The organism is Aeromonas sp. FDAARGOS 1409 (genome assembly GCF_019048705.1).
GTDB classification, from domain to species: domain Bacteria; phylum Pseudomonadota; class Gammaproteobacteria; order Enterobacterales; family Aeromonadaceae; genus Aeromonas; species Aeromonas sanarellii.
Map to the genome: position 1 here is coordinate 2,972,788 of NZ_CP077395.1, position 15,461 is coordinate 2,988,248.

At 62.3% G+C, this 15,461-nt stretch carries 10 protein-coding genes; 1 reads left to right on the plus strand and 9 read right to left on the minus strand.

Going from position 1 to position 15,461, the window contains the following annotated elements; all coding sequences use genetic code 11:
* Positions 1–5: 5 nt before the first annotated feature.
* The 4 genes from dacB to I6L39_RS14180 form a co-directional block, all read right to left on the minus strand.
* Complete coding sequence (gene dacB, locus I6L39_RS14165) at positions 6–1,439, minus strand: D-alanyl-D-alanine carboxypeptidase/D-alanyl-D-alanine-endopeptidase (protein ID WP_216989997.1); 1,434 nt, start codon at positions 1,437–1,439, stop codon at positions 6–8.
* 125 nt (positions 1,440–1,564) lie between these two features.
* Positions 1,565–3,325: a DEAD/DEAH box helicase gene (locus I6L39_RS14170; protein WP_216989998.1), complete on the minus strand. Its 1,761-nt coding sequence runs from the start codon at positions 3,323–3,325 to the stop codon at positions 1,565–1,567.
* 129 nt (positions 3,326–3,454) lie between these two features.
* Positions 3,455–4,492 carry an HlyD family secretion protein gene (locus I6L39_RS14175; protein ID WP_216989999.1) on the minus strand — a complete coding sequence of 346 codons (1,038 nt, stop codon included), beginning with the start codon at positions 4,490–4,492 and terminating at the stop codon, positions 3,455–3,457.
* A gap of 14 nt (positions 4,493–4,506) precedes the next feature.
* A complete protein-coding gene (locus I6L39_RS14180; protein WP_216990000.1) occupies positions 4,507–4,842 on the minus strand; it encodes a DUF3302 domain-containing protein in 336 nt (111 codons plus the stop codon).
* Positions 4,843–5,087: 245 nt separating this feature from the next.
* Between I6L39_RS14180 and I6L39_RS14185 the strand changes: the two genes are divergently transcribed.
* The gene (locus I6L39_RS14185) at positions 5,088–6,722 is read left to right on the plus strand and encodes a mechanosensitive ion channel family protein (RefSeq protein WP_216990001.1); all 1,635 of its coding nucleotides are present in this window, start codon (positions 5,088–5,090) and stop codon (positions 6,720–6,722) included.
* A 67-nt stretch (positions 6,723–6,789) separates the two neighbouring features.
* Here the strand turns inward: I6L39_RS14185 and I6L39_RS14190 are convergent, their stop codons facing one another.
* From I6L39_RS14190 to adhE, 5 genes are all read right to left on the minus strand, one after another.
* Positions 6,790–8,211, minus strand: a complete 1,422-nt coding sequence (locus I6L39_RS14190; protein ID WP_042075160.1) for a carbon starvation protein A — start codon at positions 8,209–8,211, stop codon at positions 6,790–6,792.
* Between the two features lie 140 nt (positions 8,212–8,351).
* The gene (gene btsR, locus I6L39_RS14195) at positions 8,352–9,056 is read right to left on the minus strand and encodes a two-component system response regulator BtsR (RefSeq protein ID WP_216990002.1); all 705 of its coding nucleotides are present in this window, start codon (positions 9,054–9,056) and stop codon (positions 8,352–8,354) included.
* Positions 9,057–9,106: 50 nt separating this feature from the next.
* A complete protein-coding gene (locus I6L39_RS14200; protein ID WP_216990003.1) occupies positions 9,107–10,777 on the minus strand; it encodes a sensor histidine kinase in 1,671 nt (556 codons plus the stop codon).
* 352 nt (positions 10,778–11,129) lie between these two features.
* Positions 11,130–12,365, minus strand: coding sequence for an HD-GYP domain-containing protein (locus tag I6L39_RS14205; RefSeq protein ID WP_216990004.1), 1,236 nt, complete (start codon positions 12,363–12,365; stop codon positions 11,130–11,132).
* A gap of 108 nt (positions 12,366–12,473) precedes the next feature.
* Positions 12,474–15,149 (minus strand): bifunctional acetaldehyde-CoA/alcohol dehydrogenase, encoded by a 2,676-nt coding sequence (gene adhE, locus I6L39_RS14210; protein WP_216990005.1) that lies wholly within the window; start codon positions 15,147–15,149, stop codon positions 12,474–12,476.
* Positions 15,150–15,461 lie beyond the last annotated feature (312 nt).

The following is a 15,461-nucleotide window of genomic DNA, read 5'->3' on the forward strand; positions in this document are numbered from 1 at the left end:
GTTCATCACTGCTCGGCGATCTGAATGGGCTGCTGCTGGTAGATGCTCTCCAGCACGCCTTTTTCGAAGACGGTCCAGGGCCAGGGGGCCTTGCTGGCGCGATAGCGCTCGTGGGTGGCGGGGTCTTGCGACAGGCCGCGCTGGAACATCACGAAGGCCTTGCGCTGACCACTTGCGGTGTCGATGAAGCCGGCTAGGTTCGACGTGCCTGTGATGGTGCCCGTCTTGGCGTGCACCTTGTTCTTCATCATGGGGGCGGTGACGCTGCGCCGCCAAGCCAGGGTGCCGTCTACCTGGGAGCTCGGCAGCAGCTTGATGAAGTCGAGCTCGGCGTCGTTTTGCTGGATGAAGCTCAGCACCGACAGCATCTGGCGCGCGCTGATGAGATTGTGGGCGGAGAGGCCGGAGCCGTCGGCCAGGGTGGCGTTGCCCAGATCGATGCCGTGCTTGGTCAGGATGGCGCGCACCGCCATGGTGCCGCTGCGATAGCTGCCCGGCTTGTTGTAGTAGTGGCGGCCCACCGTCTTCAAGAAGGTGTCGGCGTAGAGGTTGTCCGACTTCTTCAGCATCTTGGCGAGCATCACCGGCAGGGAGACGGAGTAGTGGGTGGCCAGGGTTTCGGCGCCCACCGGCGCCTGGTGGGTGACCCGCAGCAGGCCGTCGTGGCGGATACCGGCGCGGTTCATGGCCCAGCGGATGTTGTCCCAGCCCCAGGCTTCCACATCGTGAATGGCGAAGCGCAGCCCCTGTGGCTCCTTGTTCGGGGTGATGCAGCCCTTGAGCTCGTAGAAGTTGCCCTTGGCCATGTCCACTTCCAGGGCGCAGAACTGGCGCGCCATGTCGCCATAGCTCATCACCTCCACGTTGTCGGCGCCGATGCCGATGGGCACGCCGGTGGCCACGTTGCCCACCGCCGGTCTGCCGATCTGGGTGGCGGTGACGGTGCCATAGGCACAGTTCTTGTCGATGATGACGGAGGAGACGGGGGCGGCGAAGCAGAGGGTCTGATCCCCCCAGGACCAGCCATTGCCGCGCTCATAGCCGTTGTAGGCGCCGGTGTTGACGTAGACGTTGCCCTGGATGCGGGAGACCCCGAGCTGCTTGAACAGGGCCACCAGATCCATGCGCGACAGGGTGGGGTCGCCCACGAAGTTGATCCAGATGTCGCCGTTGATGGTATCCCCCTGCTTGGCGCCGGACTGGGCCTGGATATCGGTGGCGAAGCGAAAATCGGCGCCGAGCTCGAGGCGGGCCGCCAGGGCGGTCAGCACCTTCATGGTGGAGGCGGGCGCTATCATGTCGTCCGCGTTGCGGGAAAACTCGATGCCGTTGTTGCCCTGGACGATGACGGCATACTGGCCCCCCTTGGGCGGGGTCAGCGGGGTGGCCTGGGCCACCAGGGAAAAGAGAGCACAAAAACCAATCAACAGCCGCTGCATAACATCCTCTAACGTGACGAAGGGGCGCGGCAGTGGTGCCGGCCCTGACCATTCAACCTTGTGTCACCAGCCGATGCGGGCTCGGCCGTGACGAAGCCATTCATGATGCCGGTCACCCCTTGCCGCTACGTCGAGGCGTTGGCGGTGCGGTAGCGGCCGTCATAATCAAAAATCTTCTCCTTTATCTGCCAGAAGCGGCCCGATTTGCGGGCGATGACGAAATCGGGGTGGCGAAACTGGCGCTCCAACGCCAGTACGCTCGCCAGGGTGGCAAATTCGGGCTCCAGGCCCGGGGCGGGCCAATGATGACGCACAAAGCGCTGTTGAAACAAGCGTCGCGCGCCCTCGGAGTGAAAACCGAAGTACTCGCTCAGGGTGAGACCGTCCTCGTCGTGGTAGGTCACCTCCAGCCGCTCCCCCTGTTTGCCACGCCCGGCACTCAGCGTCAGGCCGGCGCAGCGGATCACCATGCAGTCCTTGAGATTGAGCGCCTCCTTGAGTTTGTCGTCAGGGTCCACCAGCAGCTGATCGCAGTGCTGGCAGCGGCGGGCGGCGATATCGTTCTCCGCCCCGCAAGCCGGGCAGATCTTGGCGCGAAAGCGGTAGTCACACTCCTCGCGATGGCCCTCGTCATCTTCAAACAGTCCCTGACAGCGACGGCCGTAGTGCTCGATCACCTTGCCATCCTCGTCGGTCTTGCCCCAGAAGGTGTTGGCAAAGCCGCAGGCGGGGCAGGGCACCAGCACCGGCTCGGTGCCGGCGTGGGGCCTGGGCTCCCCCACCTCGGGGGTAAACAGGTTGAAGTTGTTGCCGGCATAGTCGAGCACCAGACAGTCGATCTTGCCCGGCGACAGGCGCAGGCCGCGCCCCACGATCTGCTGATAGAGAGACACCGACTCGGTGGGCCTCAGCATCACGATGAGATCCACGTGGGGGGCGTCAAACCCCGTGGTCAGCACCGCCACGTTGACCAGAAACTTGAGCTCGCGGACCTTGAAGGCATGGATCAGGGCATCGCGCTCCGGACCCGGGGTCTCTCCGGTGATCAGGGCGGCCTGTTCCCCGCGCGCGCCCAGCAGGCCGTGGATTTCCCGGGCATGCTCGACGGTGGCGGCGAAGATCATCACCCCCTGGCGCTCGCGGGCATACTCCAGCACCTGGCTCAGGATATGGGGGGTGACCCGCTCCTGGCGTTTGAGCTCGCCGTTGAGCTCCGACTCACTGAACAGGCCGTTCTCGCGCGGCACCAGCCGGCTGAAGTCGTAGTGGACTATGGGGGCATCCACCAGGCGCGGCGGCGTCAGGTAGCCGTTTTTGACCATGAAGCGCAGGGGCAGCTCGAACACGCAGTCGCCGAACAGCCGCTCCCCGTGGCTCTTGACCATGCCGTGGTAATGGCGCCGATAAATCCAGCCGAGGCCGAGACGATAGGGGGTGGCGGTGAGACCCAGGATCTTGAGGGCCGGATTGGCGGTCTTGAGATGGGCGATCACCTGATGGTACTGGCTGTCGTCATCGAGCGAAACCCGATGACACTCGTCGATGATGAGCAGGGAAAAGGCCCCGTCAAACGCGGCCAGATTGCGTGCCACCGACTGCACCGAGCCGAACACCACCTGGGCGCTCGCCTCCTTGCGCGCGAGGCCGGCGGCGAAGATGTCGGCCTTGAGCCCCCAGGCCTCGTACTTGGCGTGGTTCTGCTCCACCAGCTCCTTGACGTGGGCCAGCACCAGCACCCGGCCACGGGCCTTGCGCGCCAGCTCGGCGATCACCAGGCTCTTGCCGGCGCCGGTGGGCAGCACCACCACGGCGGGATCCGGGTGCTTGCGAAAGTGGCGGATCACGGCGTTGACGGCGTCGGTTTGATAGGGTCTGAGAACGAACATGGGGAACGGTTGTGGCGCAAGGTGGCGCCATTATAGGGATCTTGCGGCGAAAATGCAGCGAGGGGAGGGGGCGGTGCCCCAGACGAAAACGGGCCGGCATGATGCCGGCCCGCAGACACTGGCGAGTGCTTAGTGGAAGGGGAACAGGTAGTTGAGCCAGCTGCCCATGCGCATCAGGATCTTGCGCATGATGGCCACGTGGTGGAAGTGCTCTGTGTAGATGGCGGCCTGGCCGCTGGAGCCGGCAATCACCTGGTACTTCGCCCACTCGGGATCGGTGATCTCGAGGATGATGGGCAGGCGGCCCGGTACCTGGGCGGAGGTTTGATCGATGAGCCCTGCCTGGGCCTGGATGTTGCCCGGCGCCATGGCGGGGATCACGGACTGCACCCTGGCCTTGAAGATCCGGCCGGGGATACCGTCCAGCACCACCTCGGCCTCATCGCCATCCTTCAGCCGCTGCATGCTGTTTTGCCAGAACCAGCCGACGTAGGCGTTTTCATCTTCATGGATGAAGGTCATCACGGGACGGTACATGAAGGGGGCGGCGATCATGCCGGGACGCAGCGCCAGCTGCACCACATGGCCGTCGCTCGGGGCATAGACCACGGTCTGATCCAGCTCGTACTTGGCGATGTTGAGCTGGGCGCTCAGGTCATCCAGCGACGCCTTCTGTTGGTCAATCTGGGCGACGATGTCGTCCACGTTGGCCTGGGTCACGTCGAGATCACGCTGCTTGCCGATGCCGCGACGCATCAGCTCCTGGGCGCGATCCCGGTCCAGACTGGCGGAGCGCAGTCTGGCATCGAGGGCTTTGAGGAAATCCTTGTTGGAGGCGAGCCGCGCCGTCAGGCTGGCGACTTTCTCCTGGAAGGGCACAGCATCCAGGCGAAACAGCACATCACCCTGCTTGACCGGCTGGTTGGCCTTGACCGGTACCTCGGTGACCCGCCCCTTGACCAAGGGAACGACGGGGGTGGAGACGTAGTAATTGCGGGCCAGCTCCGAATAGGGGTGGTTGTAGTTCATCAGCGTGATGAGCGCCCCGATAATGAAGACACCCCCGAGCACGGCCGTGGGCACACTCCACTTGTTGAGCGGGATCTTGAAGATCTTGAAAATACCTACGCAGAGGGCCGTATAGGTGAGAATAAGTAGCAGGTCCATGTAGGGTCACCTATTTATCTGTTATCTGTCTGTTCGAGCGTGGTCATGCGGGCTTGCAGTGTGGCCAGCTCTTGCTTGAGCGCGCTGATCTCGTCTTCGTCTTTTTGCAGCCGTTGATTGAAACCCCAACCGCGATCGGGGCGATAAATCGTGGCCCAGATCCAGAGGAAGGGCCAGAGCACATGCAGGGTGAACAGGCTGACCCAGCCTGCCACGTGAATGGCGTCCTGGTGAGGGTGCTGACGATGCTTGGCAATCTCGTACGGAATATCGTGAATGACGATAACGCCATAGAACATGACCAAGACGACAAACACCAGTATTCCCAGGGCAATGTAGTCAAGTACCATCGATTTCTCCCATCTTAGTCGCGAGGTAATGCCTTGTTTCGTCTAGACAAGGCATCCGGCCATGATGACAGCATATTAGCTGAGTGCAAGAGTGCAACCGGGGAGTTGATATTCCGGTACAGGCCCGGTTAACCGGTTGGCTATTTATCGCCCATCCTTCATTTCCTTCTGTAAAATCAAACGGGAACGAGATTCGTCTGTCTCATGGCTAAAGGACGGGAGACGCGATGGAAAGGGGATGCAGGATGGGCCGCCGGTGGGTGGCACTGTTATTGTTCGTTGCCGTGCAAAGCGGCAGCACCAGGGCCGCAGAACCCAGGATGGAACCGACCGAGCAGGAGAGGGCCCAGACCCTGATCCTGCTCCATGAGCCCATCGTCATGTTGCAGGCGACCTTCGGCAGCCTGGACGGGGCGGCCCGGGTGAGGTTGACCCATGAGCGGATCCAGCGCCTGGACCCAGCGGATCTGAACCATCCCATCACTGTGGTCAAGGGTCGCCGGCAAGGGCAGGAGAGCCGGGAGTTTCTGGTCAATGGCAAGCGGATCCTAGTGCTGATGGAAGGAGATCTGGAGACCCTAGACGAACTCAGCCTGGAGCAGGCGAGCGAGCGCGTGCGGGGGCGGCTCGACAAGGTGCGCCTCAAGTACCTCGAACTGCACTCGCGCCCCTATCTGATCAAGGCAGGCGGCAAGGCGGTGGCGGCCAGCCTGCTCTTCTTCGCCGTCATCTGGCAGCTGCAGCGGGGCCACAAACGAATTAGAAGGTGGCTCGCCAATCGCCTGCTGCAGCAGAAGGGGTTGATCCCGCACCAGTGGCGCCAGGTGGCGGGCAACGTGGAGGTGCGCCTGCTTGGCCTGGTGACCCTGTTGCTGCTCTTCATGCTCACCTATGGCTGGCTCACCTATGTGCTTGGCCTCTTCCCCCAGACCCGGGCCTGGAGCGAACGGCTGGGGGATTCCCTGTTCGCCCTGTGCGGCGACATGCTGGAGGGCATGATAGCCGCCATGCCGGGGCTGGTGACCGTGCTGCTGATCGTGTTCATCACCCGCTTCTTCATCCGGGTGCTGGCCATCCTCTTCGATCGCATCGAGCGCGGTCAGTTGCGGGTGCAGGGGGTGCATGCGGAGACCATAGGGGCGACCCGGCGCTTGCTCTCCGTGGTGATCTGGCTGTTTGCCCTGACCGTGGCCTACCCCTACCTGCCCGGTGCCGACTCCGACGCCTTCAAGGGGATCAGCGTCTTCTTCGGTCTGATGGTGACCTTGGGGTCGGCCGGCATCATGAACCACGCCATGAGCGGCCTGGTGCTCATCTATTCCCGCGCGCTGAGGCCCGGGGATCTGGTGCAGATTGGCGAGGTGGAGGGGATGGTGAGCGAGCTCAATGCCCTCTCCACCAAGCTGGTGACGCGCCAGGATCACGAGGTCACCCTGCCCAATGCGGTGGTGGTGGGAGGCAAGGTGGTCAACCTGACGCGGCTGGCGGGGGAGAAGGGGGTGGCGCTCCTGACCAGGGTGACCATAGGCTACGATGCCCCCTGGCGTCAGGTGCACGCCATGCTGGAGCTGGCGGCCAGACGTTGTACCCTGCTCAACCAGGACGAACCGCCCCTGGTGCGGCAGTTGAACCTGCAGGACTGGTATGTGGAATATGAGCTGCAGGTGCGGATGAAGGGGGATCTGCTGCCCGCCGTGGTCAAGACGGAGCTGCACGGTCATATCCAGGATGTCTTCAACGAGTTCGGGGTGCAGATCATGTCCCCCAACTTCATCGCCCAGCCGGAGCAGGCGGTGCTGGTGGCCAGGGATCACTGGTATCAGTCGCCCGCGCAGCCTCCAGAGGTTCCCGCCGGCAGTGAGCCCCCACCCAAGACATGACCCCAAAAAGAGGAGGCCCGGCAGCAATGCCGGGCCTCTTGTCATGGGGCAGCGTCAGTCTCGCGACTCAGCTCTCCTTGGCTTCCCGCAACTGGGAGGGTCTGAACTTCACCAGGAAGGCCAGGGTGATGAGGGCGGTGCTCACCAGACCGATGAGGGTGGAGACGTTCATCGCGAGACCAAAGCCGATGGGGGCGTTGGCCAGGTAGGTGATCACCACGGCGGTCATGAAGATGGCGGGAATGGTGCAGACCCAGTGCAGCTTGCCCTCCTTGATGAGGTAGGCGGCGGCGGCCCACAGCATGATGACGGCCGTGGTCTGGTTGGCCCAGCCGAAGTAGCGCCAGATCACCCCGAACTCGGCCTTGGAGATAATGAAACCAAGGATGAACATCGGTATGGCGATCAGCAGTCGCTTGGCCATGGGCTTCTGGGTCAGCTTCAGGAAGTCCGCGATGATGAGGCGGGCGCTGCGAAACGCGGTGTCACCCGAGGTGATGGGCAGGATCACCACGCCGAGGATGGCCAGGATGCCGCCGACGGTGCCGAGCAGGCTGGTGGAGACCTCGTGTACCACGGCGGAGGGGCCACCGCTCGCCAGGGTGGCGTTGAGCGCCTCGGTGCTGTCGTAGAAGGAGAGACCCAGGGTGCACCAGATGAGGGCGATGATGCCTTCCCCTATCATAGCGCCGTAGAAGATGAAGCGGCCGGAGCTTTCGTTCTGCATGCAGCGCGCCATCAGCGGCGACTGGGTGGCGTGGAAGCCCGACACGGCGCCGCAGGCGATGGTGATGAACAAGAGCGGCCAGAGCGGCAGTTCGGTCGGGTGCAGGTTGGAGAAGTCCATCCCTGTGTTGTAGAAGCCCTTGCCCGAGACCATGAGGCCGATGATGAGGCCGACCGACATGAACACCAGCAGAGCGCCGAAGATGGGGTAGAAGCGACCGATGATCTTGTCGATGGGGACTATGGTGGCCAGGATGTAGTAGGCGAAGATGGCCGCAATCCAGTAGACCAGATCGGTGGAGGTGAGGTTGGCGAGCAGGCCCGCCGGGCTCAGCACGAACACTACGCCCACCAGCATCAGCAGCACCACGGCGAACAGGTTCATGAAGTGCTTGGCGGCGTTGCCGAGGTGCTCGCCGACCACGGTCGGCACCGAGGCGCCCCTGGCGCGCACCGACAGCATGCCGGAGAAGTAGTCGTGCACCGCGCCGGCGAAGATGCAGCCGAAGACGATCCAGAGCATGGCGACCGGGCCGTAGAGGGCACCGAGTATGGGACCGAAGATGGGGCCGACGCCGGCGATGTTGAGCAGCTGCACCAGATAGACCTTCTTGTCCGACATGGGGACATAGTCCACCCCGTCCGCCATGGTGATGGCGGGGGTTTTCAGCTCGGGTTTGGGGCCGAATATCCGTTCGATGAATTTGCCGTAGAGGAAGTAGCCGGCTACGAGCAAGCCGACACAGAGGAAGAACCAGATCATTGTTACGCTCCTGCCTTGTTATTGTTGGGTGTGCGCGACCAGTCTAGATGTGCGCCCCTGTTAACGGCAGGTAAAGAAGATGAGCGGTCATATGGCGACCCGAGCGGTCGGTGCTCGTGATCCGGCTCACATCGTGGGGCTTATTCCAGCCCCAGTTCGTCCTTCAGTTCCTTCAGGTAGCGGCGGCTGACCGGTACCCGGGCACCGCTCGGTGTCACTATCTCCGCCAGTTGGTTCTCCAGCAGCCGGATCTCGAAGATGGCTTCGGGGGCGATGAGATACTGGCGGTGGCAGCGCAGCAGCGGGGTCTTCTCCTCCAGGGACTTGAGGGTGAGCTGGGTGTGAAACAGCTCGCCCCGGCTGGCGACGTGCACCCCGCCGAGATCGGAGAAGGCGTACTCCACCTGTTCGATGGGCAGCAGCCGCACCCGGTTGTGCAGGTAGCCGGGGATATGGCGGATGGTCGGGGCCAGGTTTCCGACCGGTTGCGGGGTGATGTCCTGCCTGAGTCGCCCAAGCGTCTTGGCGAGGCGCGCCGGCTCCACCGGCTTGAGCAGGTAGTCGAAGGCGTTCTTCTCGAATGCCTGGATGGCGTAGTCGTCGAAGGCGGTGACGAAGACGATGCGGGGCAGGGGATCCAGCATGGCCACCAGCTCCATGCCGCTCAGCTTGGGCATCTGGATGTCGAGAAATACCACGTCGGGCTTGAGCCGCTGAATAAGCGGCAGCGCCTCGATGGCGTTGGCGGCCGCCCCCAGCAGTTCGATATCGGGCTCGGCGGCCAGGTGCTGCATCAGCTCCTCGCGGGCATAAAGCTCGTCATCGACGATCAGGGTGCGGATCATGGGGTCTCCTAGGTGACTGGGGGCAAAGATGGTGTGTTGCGGGGGCCGGGTCATGACGCCTCCCTGGGCAGGGTGACGGAGACCCGGGTCCAGCAGTCGGGCACGCAGCTGACGCTCAGGCCATAGCGGTTGCCGAAGGCGCTCTTGAGGCGCCTGTCCACCAGGGTCATGCCGAGGCCGTCGCCGACCGGTTTCTCCTGCCAGGTGCCAGCGTTGTCCTCCACGTGGAGGGTGACCTGTTCCGCCGTTTCCTCGGCGTAGAGGCGAATGCGCCCCTGCTCCAGCAGGGTGGAGATGCCGTGCTTGATGGCATTCTCGATGAGAGGCTGCAGGGTGAAGCTCGGCAGCTTGAGGCCGGCGAGGGCGGGCGGGATCTCGTTTTGCACCGTCAGCCTGTCGCCAAAGCGGGCCAGCTCGATCTCCAGATAGGACTGGCAGTGCTCCTGCTCCTCCTGCAGGGTGGCTAGGCCGCTCTGGCGCTTGAGGTTCTTGCGAAAGAACAGGGAGAGGTGCAGCAGCAGCTGGCGCGCCCGCTCGGGCTCGCGCCGGGTGATGGCGCTGATGGTGTTGAGGGTGTTGAACAGGAAGTGGGGATTGATCTGGGCCTGCACCAGCTTGAGCTCGGACTGCACCAGCAGCCGCTGCTGCTGCTCCAACCGGCCGGTCAGCAGCTGCTGGGAGAGCAGGTTGGCGATCCCTTCCCCCAGGGTGTGGTTGATCTTGAGAAACAGCCGCTTCTTGGGTTCGTAGAGCTTGATGGTGCCGATCACCCCCTGATCCCCCTGCAACGGGATCACCAGCACAGAGCCGAGCTGACACTGGGGGGAGATGCTGCAGCGGTAAGGCTGGCTGTTGCCGTCGGCAAACAGCACCTTGTTGCGGGCGATGGCCTGCAGGGTGATGGCCGAGGTGATGGGGGTACCAGGCTGGTGGTGCTCCTCGCCGATGCCGATGAAGGCGAGGATCTTGTCGGTATCCGTGATGGCGACGGCCCCGACGCCAGTTTCCTCCTGGATGATGCTGGCGATCTTGTGGCTGGCCTCGGGGGTGAAGCCCTGGCTCATGATGCCGACGGTGCGGTTGGCGATATTGAGCGCCTTGGCGGAGAAGACCCGGGAGAACTTCTCGTACATCTGCTGCTGATCGCGGATCATGCTGATGAAGAGCGCGGCGCCGCAGGAGTTGGCCAGGATCATGGGGGTGGCGATGGTGCGCACCAGCAGCAGGGATTTATCGAATGGCGTGGCCACCAGCAGGATGATCACCATCTGCATGATCTCGGCGTAGAGGGTGGTGAAGAAGGCGATGCGCGGCTCGAACAGCGCATCCATCTTGCCCGCCCGCATCAGCCGCCAGTGCACCAGCCCGCCCAGCAGCCCCTCGCAGGTGGTGGAGATGGCGCAGGCGAGATCGGTGAACCCCCCCAGGGTATAGCGGTGCAGGCCGCCGGTCAGCCCCACCAGGAAGCCCACCAGCGGGCCCCCCAGCAGCCCGCCCAGCACGGCGCCGACGGCGCGGGTATTGGCGATGGCGTCGTCGATGTCCAGCCCCACATAGGTACCCAGGATGCAGAAGCTGGAGAAGATGAGGTAGATGAGCACCTTGTGGGGAAGTCTGACCGAGTAGTTGGCCAGGGGGCGCAGCAGCGGACTCTTGGAAAAGAGGTAGGCGATGACCAGGCTGACGCTCATCTGCTGGAGCAGGGAGAGAACTAACTGCATAAAAAACCTTCTTCAAGAATCATGCCGAGCCCGTGAGTCACCCTGGCGTATTGTGAGCCAGATCTCGTCCTGGTGCATGCCGCGCCCCTGTTGCGGAGGCAGTTTGCCAGAATGGAAAAATAAAACCATATAAAATCAGAGTGTTAAATTGATATTTGTGTAATCTGCCAGCGCTTGGTATTGCTGGAGAGAGCATGAATGTATCCGCCGGATACACCACACGGAGGTGGCATGCTCCGCCCGGCCTTCGGCTGGGCGTTTTTTATCCGGTGCCAATGGCGGACGATTTCGAGGGGGCTTGAGCAATTATTCAGGTTTGTCCAATGAGTTATCCCCAGCTTCTGGGGATAACTCAGAAGGCGAAATAGTAGCAGACCCGCCGACCCAGGCCGAAGAAGGCCCGCTGCCCCTCATCCAGCTCCTCCAGCCTGAGGGTGGCCACAATGCTTCGCGCATCTTCCCGCAGATCGATCATGGCCACCCCCTCCGGGCGCTGCCCCTTGATGTAGGGCTGTACCTTGGGTTTGAGGGGCAGAGTGGGCTCGGTCGACAGCACCAGGGCCACCGAGTCGTCGTCGAGGCGCACCAGGGAACCGGGCGGATAGACCCCGAGCACCTTTATCAGCAACCTGACCAGATCCTGATCGAACTTCTTCTGTGACAGCTTGAAGAGCTGGCCTATGACCTGGCTCGGCCCCGCGGGCTGTAGGCCGCTGCGGGGGTGAAGGGACTCGTCGTAGTGATCCACCAGGCCGATGAGGCGGGCGAGGGGAGGGATCCTGTCGCCCTGAAGGCAGAGGGGAAAGCCGCTGCCATCGAGGCGCTCGTGATGCAGATGGGCCACCTCGCGGATCCTGGGCTCGAAGGCCTGCAACTGGTTGAGCATCTCCAGCCCGTACTGGGGATGCATGTTGAGGAAGTTCTGCTCTGCCTTGTTGAGCTCGCCCCGTTTCTGGGTGATCTGGCTCGGGATCCTGAGCTCACCGATGTCGTGCAGCAGGCCGGCCAGCCCCGCCTCCTCGATCTCGACCGGGTTCATGCCGAGTTCTCGCGCCATCAGCATGGCGATGAAGGCCACGCTCAGGCTGTGCTGCAGCAGGGTATCCGTGTGCTGGCTGCGGATGAGGTGCAGACCGAGCGGCCCCTGATGCTCTGCCAGACGGGCGGCGGTGTTGCGCACTAGCTGGGCGGTATTGGCCAGGCCTTCGTCGGGCTTGAGGTTGAGGGCGCCGAGTGCATCGCGCAGATCCGACAGGGATTGGCCAAAGGCCTTGTCGGCGGCGCGCAGGGAGCGTCTGAATGCCTTCTCGTCGAAGGTGGGGGTCATGGGGGTCAAGGGGGCGTGTTGCACCATGTCCGGCCCGGGTGCGGTGGCCGGTTCGGCACTCAGCAGGGGGGTGACGGGCAGATCGCTCTTGTCGGGATCCACCATCAGCAGGGTGAGTTCGAGGTGGCGGAGGATCTCCAGCTGCTGCTGGTCGCGGATCTTGAAGGCGTTGAACAGGAAAGGGTGACTGGTCCATCCCGTGGGAAGATGGATGTAGTGGCCGACTCTCAACTGCTCGATGGAGGCCTGGATCAGCGCCATATGCTAGCTCTTGTGTCGTGTTTGCCTACCAACAAGCTAGCAAAATTAAGCAGATAGACAAATAAAAAGCCCGCGCAACTGCGCGGGCTTTGTCATCCTGGCCGATTATCAGGCCTTGGATTTCTTCTTGCTGTCTACCTTGGCCTCGACCTTGGCTTCAACCTTGGTCGCTACCTGAGCTTCCTCGACGAAGGGACGACCGTAGTAGGTGTCCATCAGGATGGCTTTGAGCTCGGTGATCAGCGGGTAGCGTGGGTTGGCGCCGGTGCACTGGTCATCGAAGGCTTCCAGGGCCAGCTGGTCAACCTTGGCCAGGAAGTCCGCCTCGTTCACACCGGCTTCACGGATGGAGGCCGGGATGCCCAGGGTGGCTTTCAGCTCGTCCAGCCAGGCCAGCAGCTTCTCGATCTTGGCCGCGGTGCGGTCACCGGCTGAGGTCAGACCCAGGTGGTCAGCGACTTCGGCGTAGCGACGGCGAGCCTGCGGACGGTCGTACTGGGAGAACGCGGTCTGCTTGGTCGGGTTGTCGTTCGCGTTGTAGCGGATGACGTTGCTGATCAGCAGGGCGTTGGCCAGACCGTGGGGAATGTGGAACTCTGCACCCAGCTTGTGGGCCATGGAGTGACACACGCCCAGGAAGGCGTTGGCAAACGCGATACCGGCGATGGTGGCGGCGTTGTGCACTTTCTCGCGGGCAACCGGGTCGTTGGCGCCGTTCAGGTAGCTGGAGGGCAGGTATTCCTTCAGCAGTTTCAGGGCTTGCAGCGCCTGACCGTCGGAGTACTCGTTGGCCAGCACGGAGACATAGGCTTCCATGGCGTGGGTCACGGCGTCGATACCGCCGAAGGCACACAGGGATCTGGGCATGCCCATGACCAGGTTGGCATCCACGATGGCCATGTTCGGGGTCAGCTCGTAGTCGGCCAGCGGGTACTTCATGCCGGTGGCGTCGTCGGTCACGACCGCAAACGGGGTCACTTCAGAACCTGTACCGGAAGTGGTGGTGATGCAGACCAGTTCGGCCTTCACGCCCATTTTCGGGAACTTGTAGATACGCTTGCGGATGTCCATGAAGCGCATGGCCAGGTCTTCGAACGCGGTGTCCGGGTGCTCGTACATGACCCACATGATCTTGGCGGCATCCATGGGGGAACCACCACCCAGGGCGACGATCACGTCCGGCTTGAAGGAGTTCGCCATCTCGGCGCCCTTGCGTACCACGGACAGGGTGGGGTCGGCTTCCACTTCGTAGAAGATCTCCACTTCCATGTTCATTTTCTTGAGCAGGCGGACCACTTCATCGGCATAGCCGTTGTTGAACAGGAAGCGGTCGGTCACCACCATTGCACGCTTCTTGCCTTCCAGGTCGCCCAGGGCGATCGGCAGGGAGCCACGACGGAAGTAGATGGATTTCGGAAGTTTGTGCCACAGCATATTTTCTGCCCGTTTTGCGACTGTCTTCTTGTTGATCAGGTGCTTGGGACCGACGTTCTCGGAGATGGAGTTACCACTCCAGGAGCCGCAACCCAGGGTCAGGGACGGGGCCAGCGCGAAGTTGTACAGGTCACCGATACCACCCTGGGTGGAGGGGGTGTTGATGAGGATACGGGCGGTCTTCATCTTGTCGCCGAAGTACTTGATGCGGTCGGCGTTGCGATCCTGGTCGGTGTACAGACCGGAGGTGTGGCCGATACCACCGATGTTGACCATGTCACAGGCCATCTCGACGGCTTCTTCGAAGTTCTTGGCGCGGAACATACCCAGGGTCGGGGAGAGCTTCTCGTGAGCGAACTCGTCCTCGGCACACAGCTCCAGACCTTCACCGATGAGGATCTTGGTGGTGGGGGGGACGGTCACGCCGGCCATGGCGGCGATCTTGGTGGCAGGCTGGCCCACGATGTCGGCGTTCAGCGCGCCGTTGATCAGCAGTACTTTACGCACCTTGTCGGCTTCATCCTTGGACAGGATGTAACCGGCGTGAGTCGCGAAGCGCTCCTTGACCTGGTTGTAGATGGAGTCGACCACGATGACCGCCTGCTCGGAGGCACAGACCACACCGTTGTCGAAGGTCTTGGACATCAGGATGGAGGCGACGGCACGCTTGATATCGGCGGTCTCGTCGATGACGATGGGCACGTTGCCCGCACCCACGCCGATGGCGGGCTTGCCGGAGGAGTAGGCGGCCTTCACCATGCCAGGACCACCGGTGGCCAGGATCAGGTTGATGTCGTTGTGGCGCATCAGGGCGTTGGAGAGCTCGACGGAGGGTTGGTCGATCCAGCCGATGATGTCTTTCGGCGCACCGGCGGCCACGGCTGCATCCAGTACCAGCTTGGCTGCGGTATTGGTGGAGTTCTTGGCGCGGGGGTGCGGGGAGAAGATGATGGCGTTGCGGGTCTTCAGGGAGATGAGAGCCTTGAAGATCGCGGTGGAAGTCGGGTTGGTGGTCGGTACTATACCGCAGATGATGCCTACCGGCTCGGCGATGGTGATGGTGCCCATCTCGTCATCTTCACTGAGGATGCCGCAGGTCTTCTCATCTTTGTAGGCGTTGTAGATGTATTCGGAGGCGAAGTGGTTCTTGATGACCTTGTCTTCGATGATACCCATGCCGGATTCGGCAACGGCCATCTGGGCCAGGGGGATACGGGCGTTGCTGGCGGCCAGTGCGGCGGCGCGGAAGACCTTGTCTACCTGCTCTTGCGAGAAGCTGGCGAATTCACGCTGGGCTTCCTTGACGCGGGCAACCAGTGCATCCAGTTCAGCCAAATTGGTTACTGCCATGTTTATCTCCTGATGATTTGAAAACTGTTTAGTAAGACCTTGGCAATGCCCGGCAATTATAGTCGCCCTGTCAAGGAGAGAATCACCACAACGGGGTATTTACATGCCTTAGTAAACTGCTTTCTGACTCGATTATAGGGCCGGGATGTGTCAGAAAAGATTGATCTGGATCATATGTAACAAAAGAACAAAAGAAATTTTGTTTCACCCGCCAGACTGACCGAATGTTGCTAACCTGTTGCGTGCGCCTAGAGTGCTAACTGCAAGAGAGGCAAGGATTTTTGCGTCCGGGTTCGGGTCCTTGCCCCTGTC

What these genes read in the sequence shown, in the direction of transcription:
- dacB (WP_216989997.1), bottom strand. Translation starts at nt 1,439, where the DNA reads ATGCAGCGGCTGTTGATTGGTTTTTGTGCTCTCTTTTCCCTGGTGGCC.
- I6L39_RS14170 (WP_216989998.1), bottom strand. Translation starts at nt 3,325, where the DNA reads ATGTTCGTTCTCAGACCCTATCAAACCGACGCCGTCAACGCCGTGATC.
- I6L39_RS14175 (WP_216989999.1), bottom strand. Translation starts at nt 4,492, where the DNA reads ATGGACCTGCTACTTATTCTCACCTATACGGCCCTCTGCGTAGGTATT.
- I6L39_RS14180 (WP_216990000.1), bottom strand. Translation starts at nt 4,842, where the DNA reads ATGGTACTTGACTACATTGCCCTGGGAATACTGGTGTTTGTCGTCTTG.
- I6L39_RS14185 (WP_216990001.1), top strand. Translation starts at nt 5,088, where the DNA reads ATGGGCCGCCGGTGGGTGGCACTGTTATTGTTCGTTGCCGTGCAAAGC.
- I6L39_RS14190 (WP_042075160.1), bottom strand. Translation starts at nt 8,211, where the DNA reads ATGATCTGGTTCTTCCTCTGTGTCGGCTTGCTCGTAGCCGGCTACTTC.
- btsR (WP_216990002.1), bottom strand. Translation starts at nt 9,056, where the DNA reads ATGATCCGCACCCTGATCGTCGATGACGAGCTTTATGCCCGCGAGGAG.
- I6L39_RS14200 (WP_216990003.1), bottom strand. Translation starts at nt 10,777, where the DNA reads ATGCAGTTAGTTCTCTCCCTGCTCCAGCAGATGAGCGTCAGCCTGGTC.
- I6L39_RS14205 (WP_216990004.1), bottom strand. Translation starts at nt 12,365, where the DNA reads ATGGCGCTGATCCAGGCCTCCATCGAGCAGTTGAGAGTCGGCCACTAC.
- adhE (WP_216990005.1), bottom strand. Translation starts at nt 15,149, where the DNA reads ATGGCAGTAACCAATTTGGCTGAACTGGATGCACTGGTTGCCCGCGTC.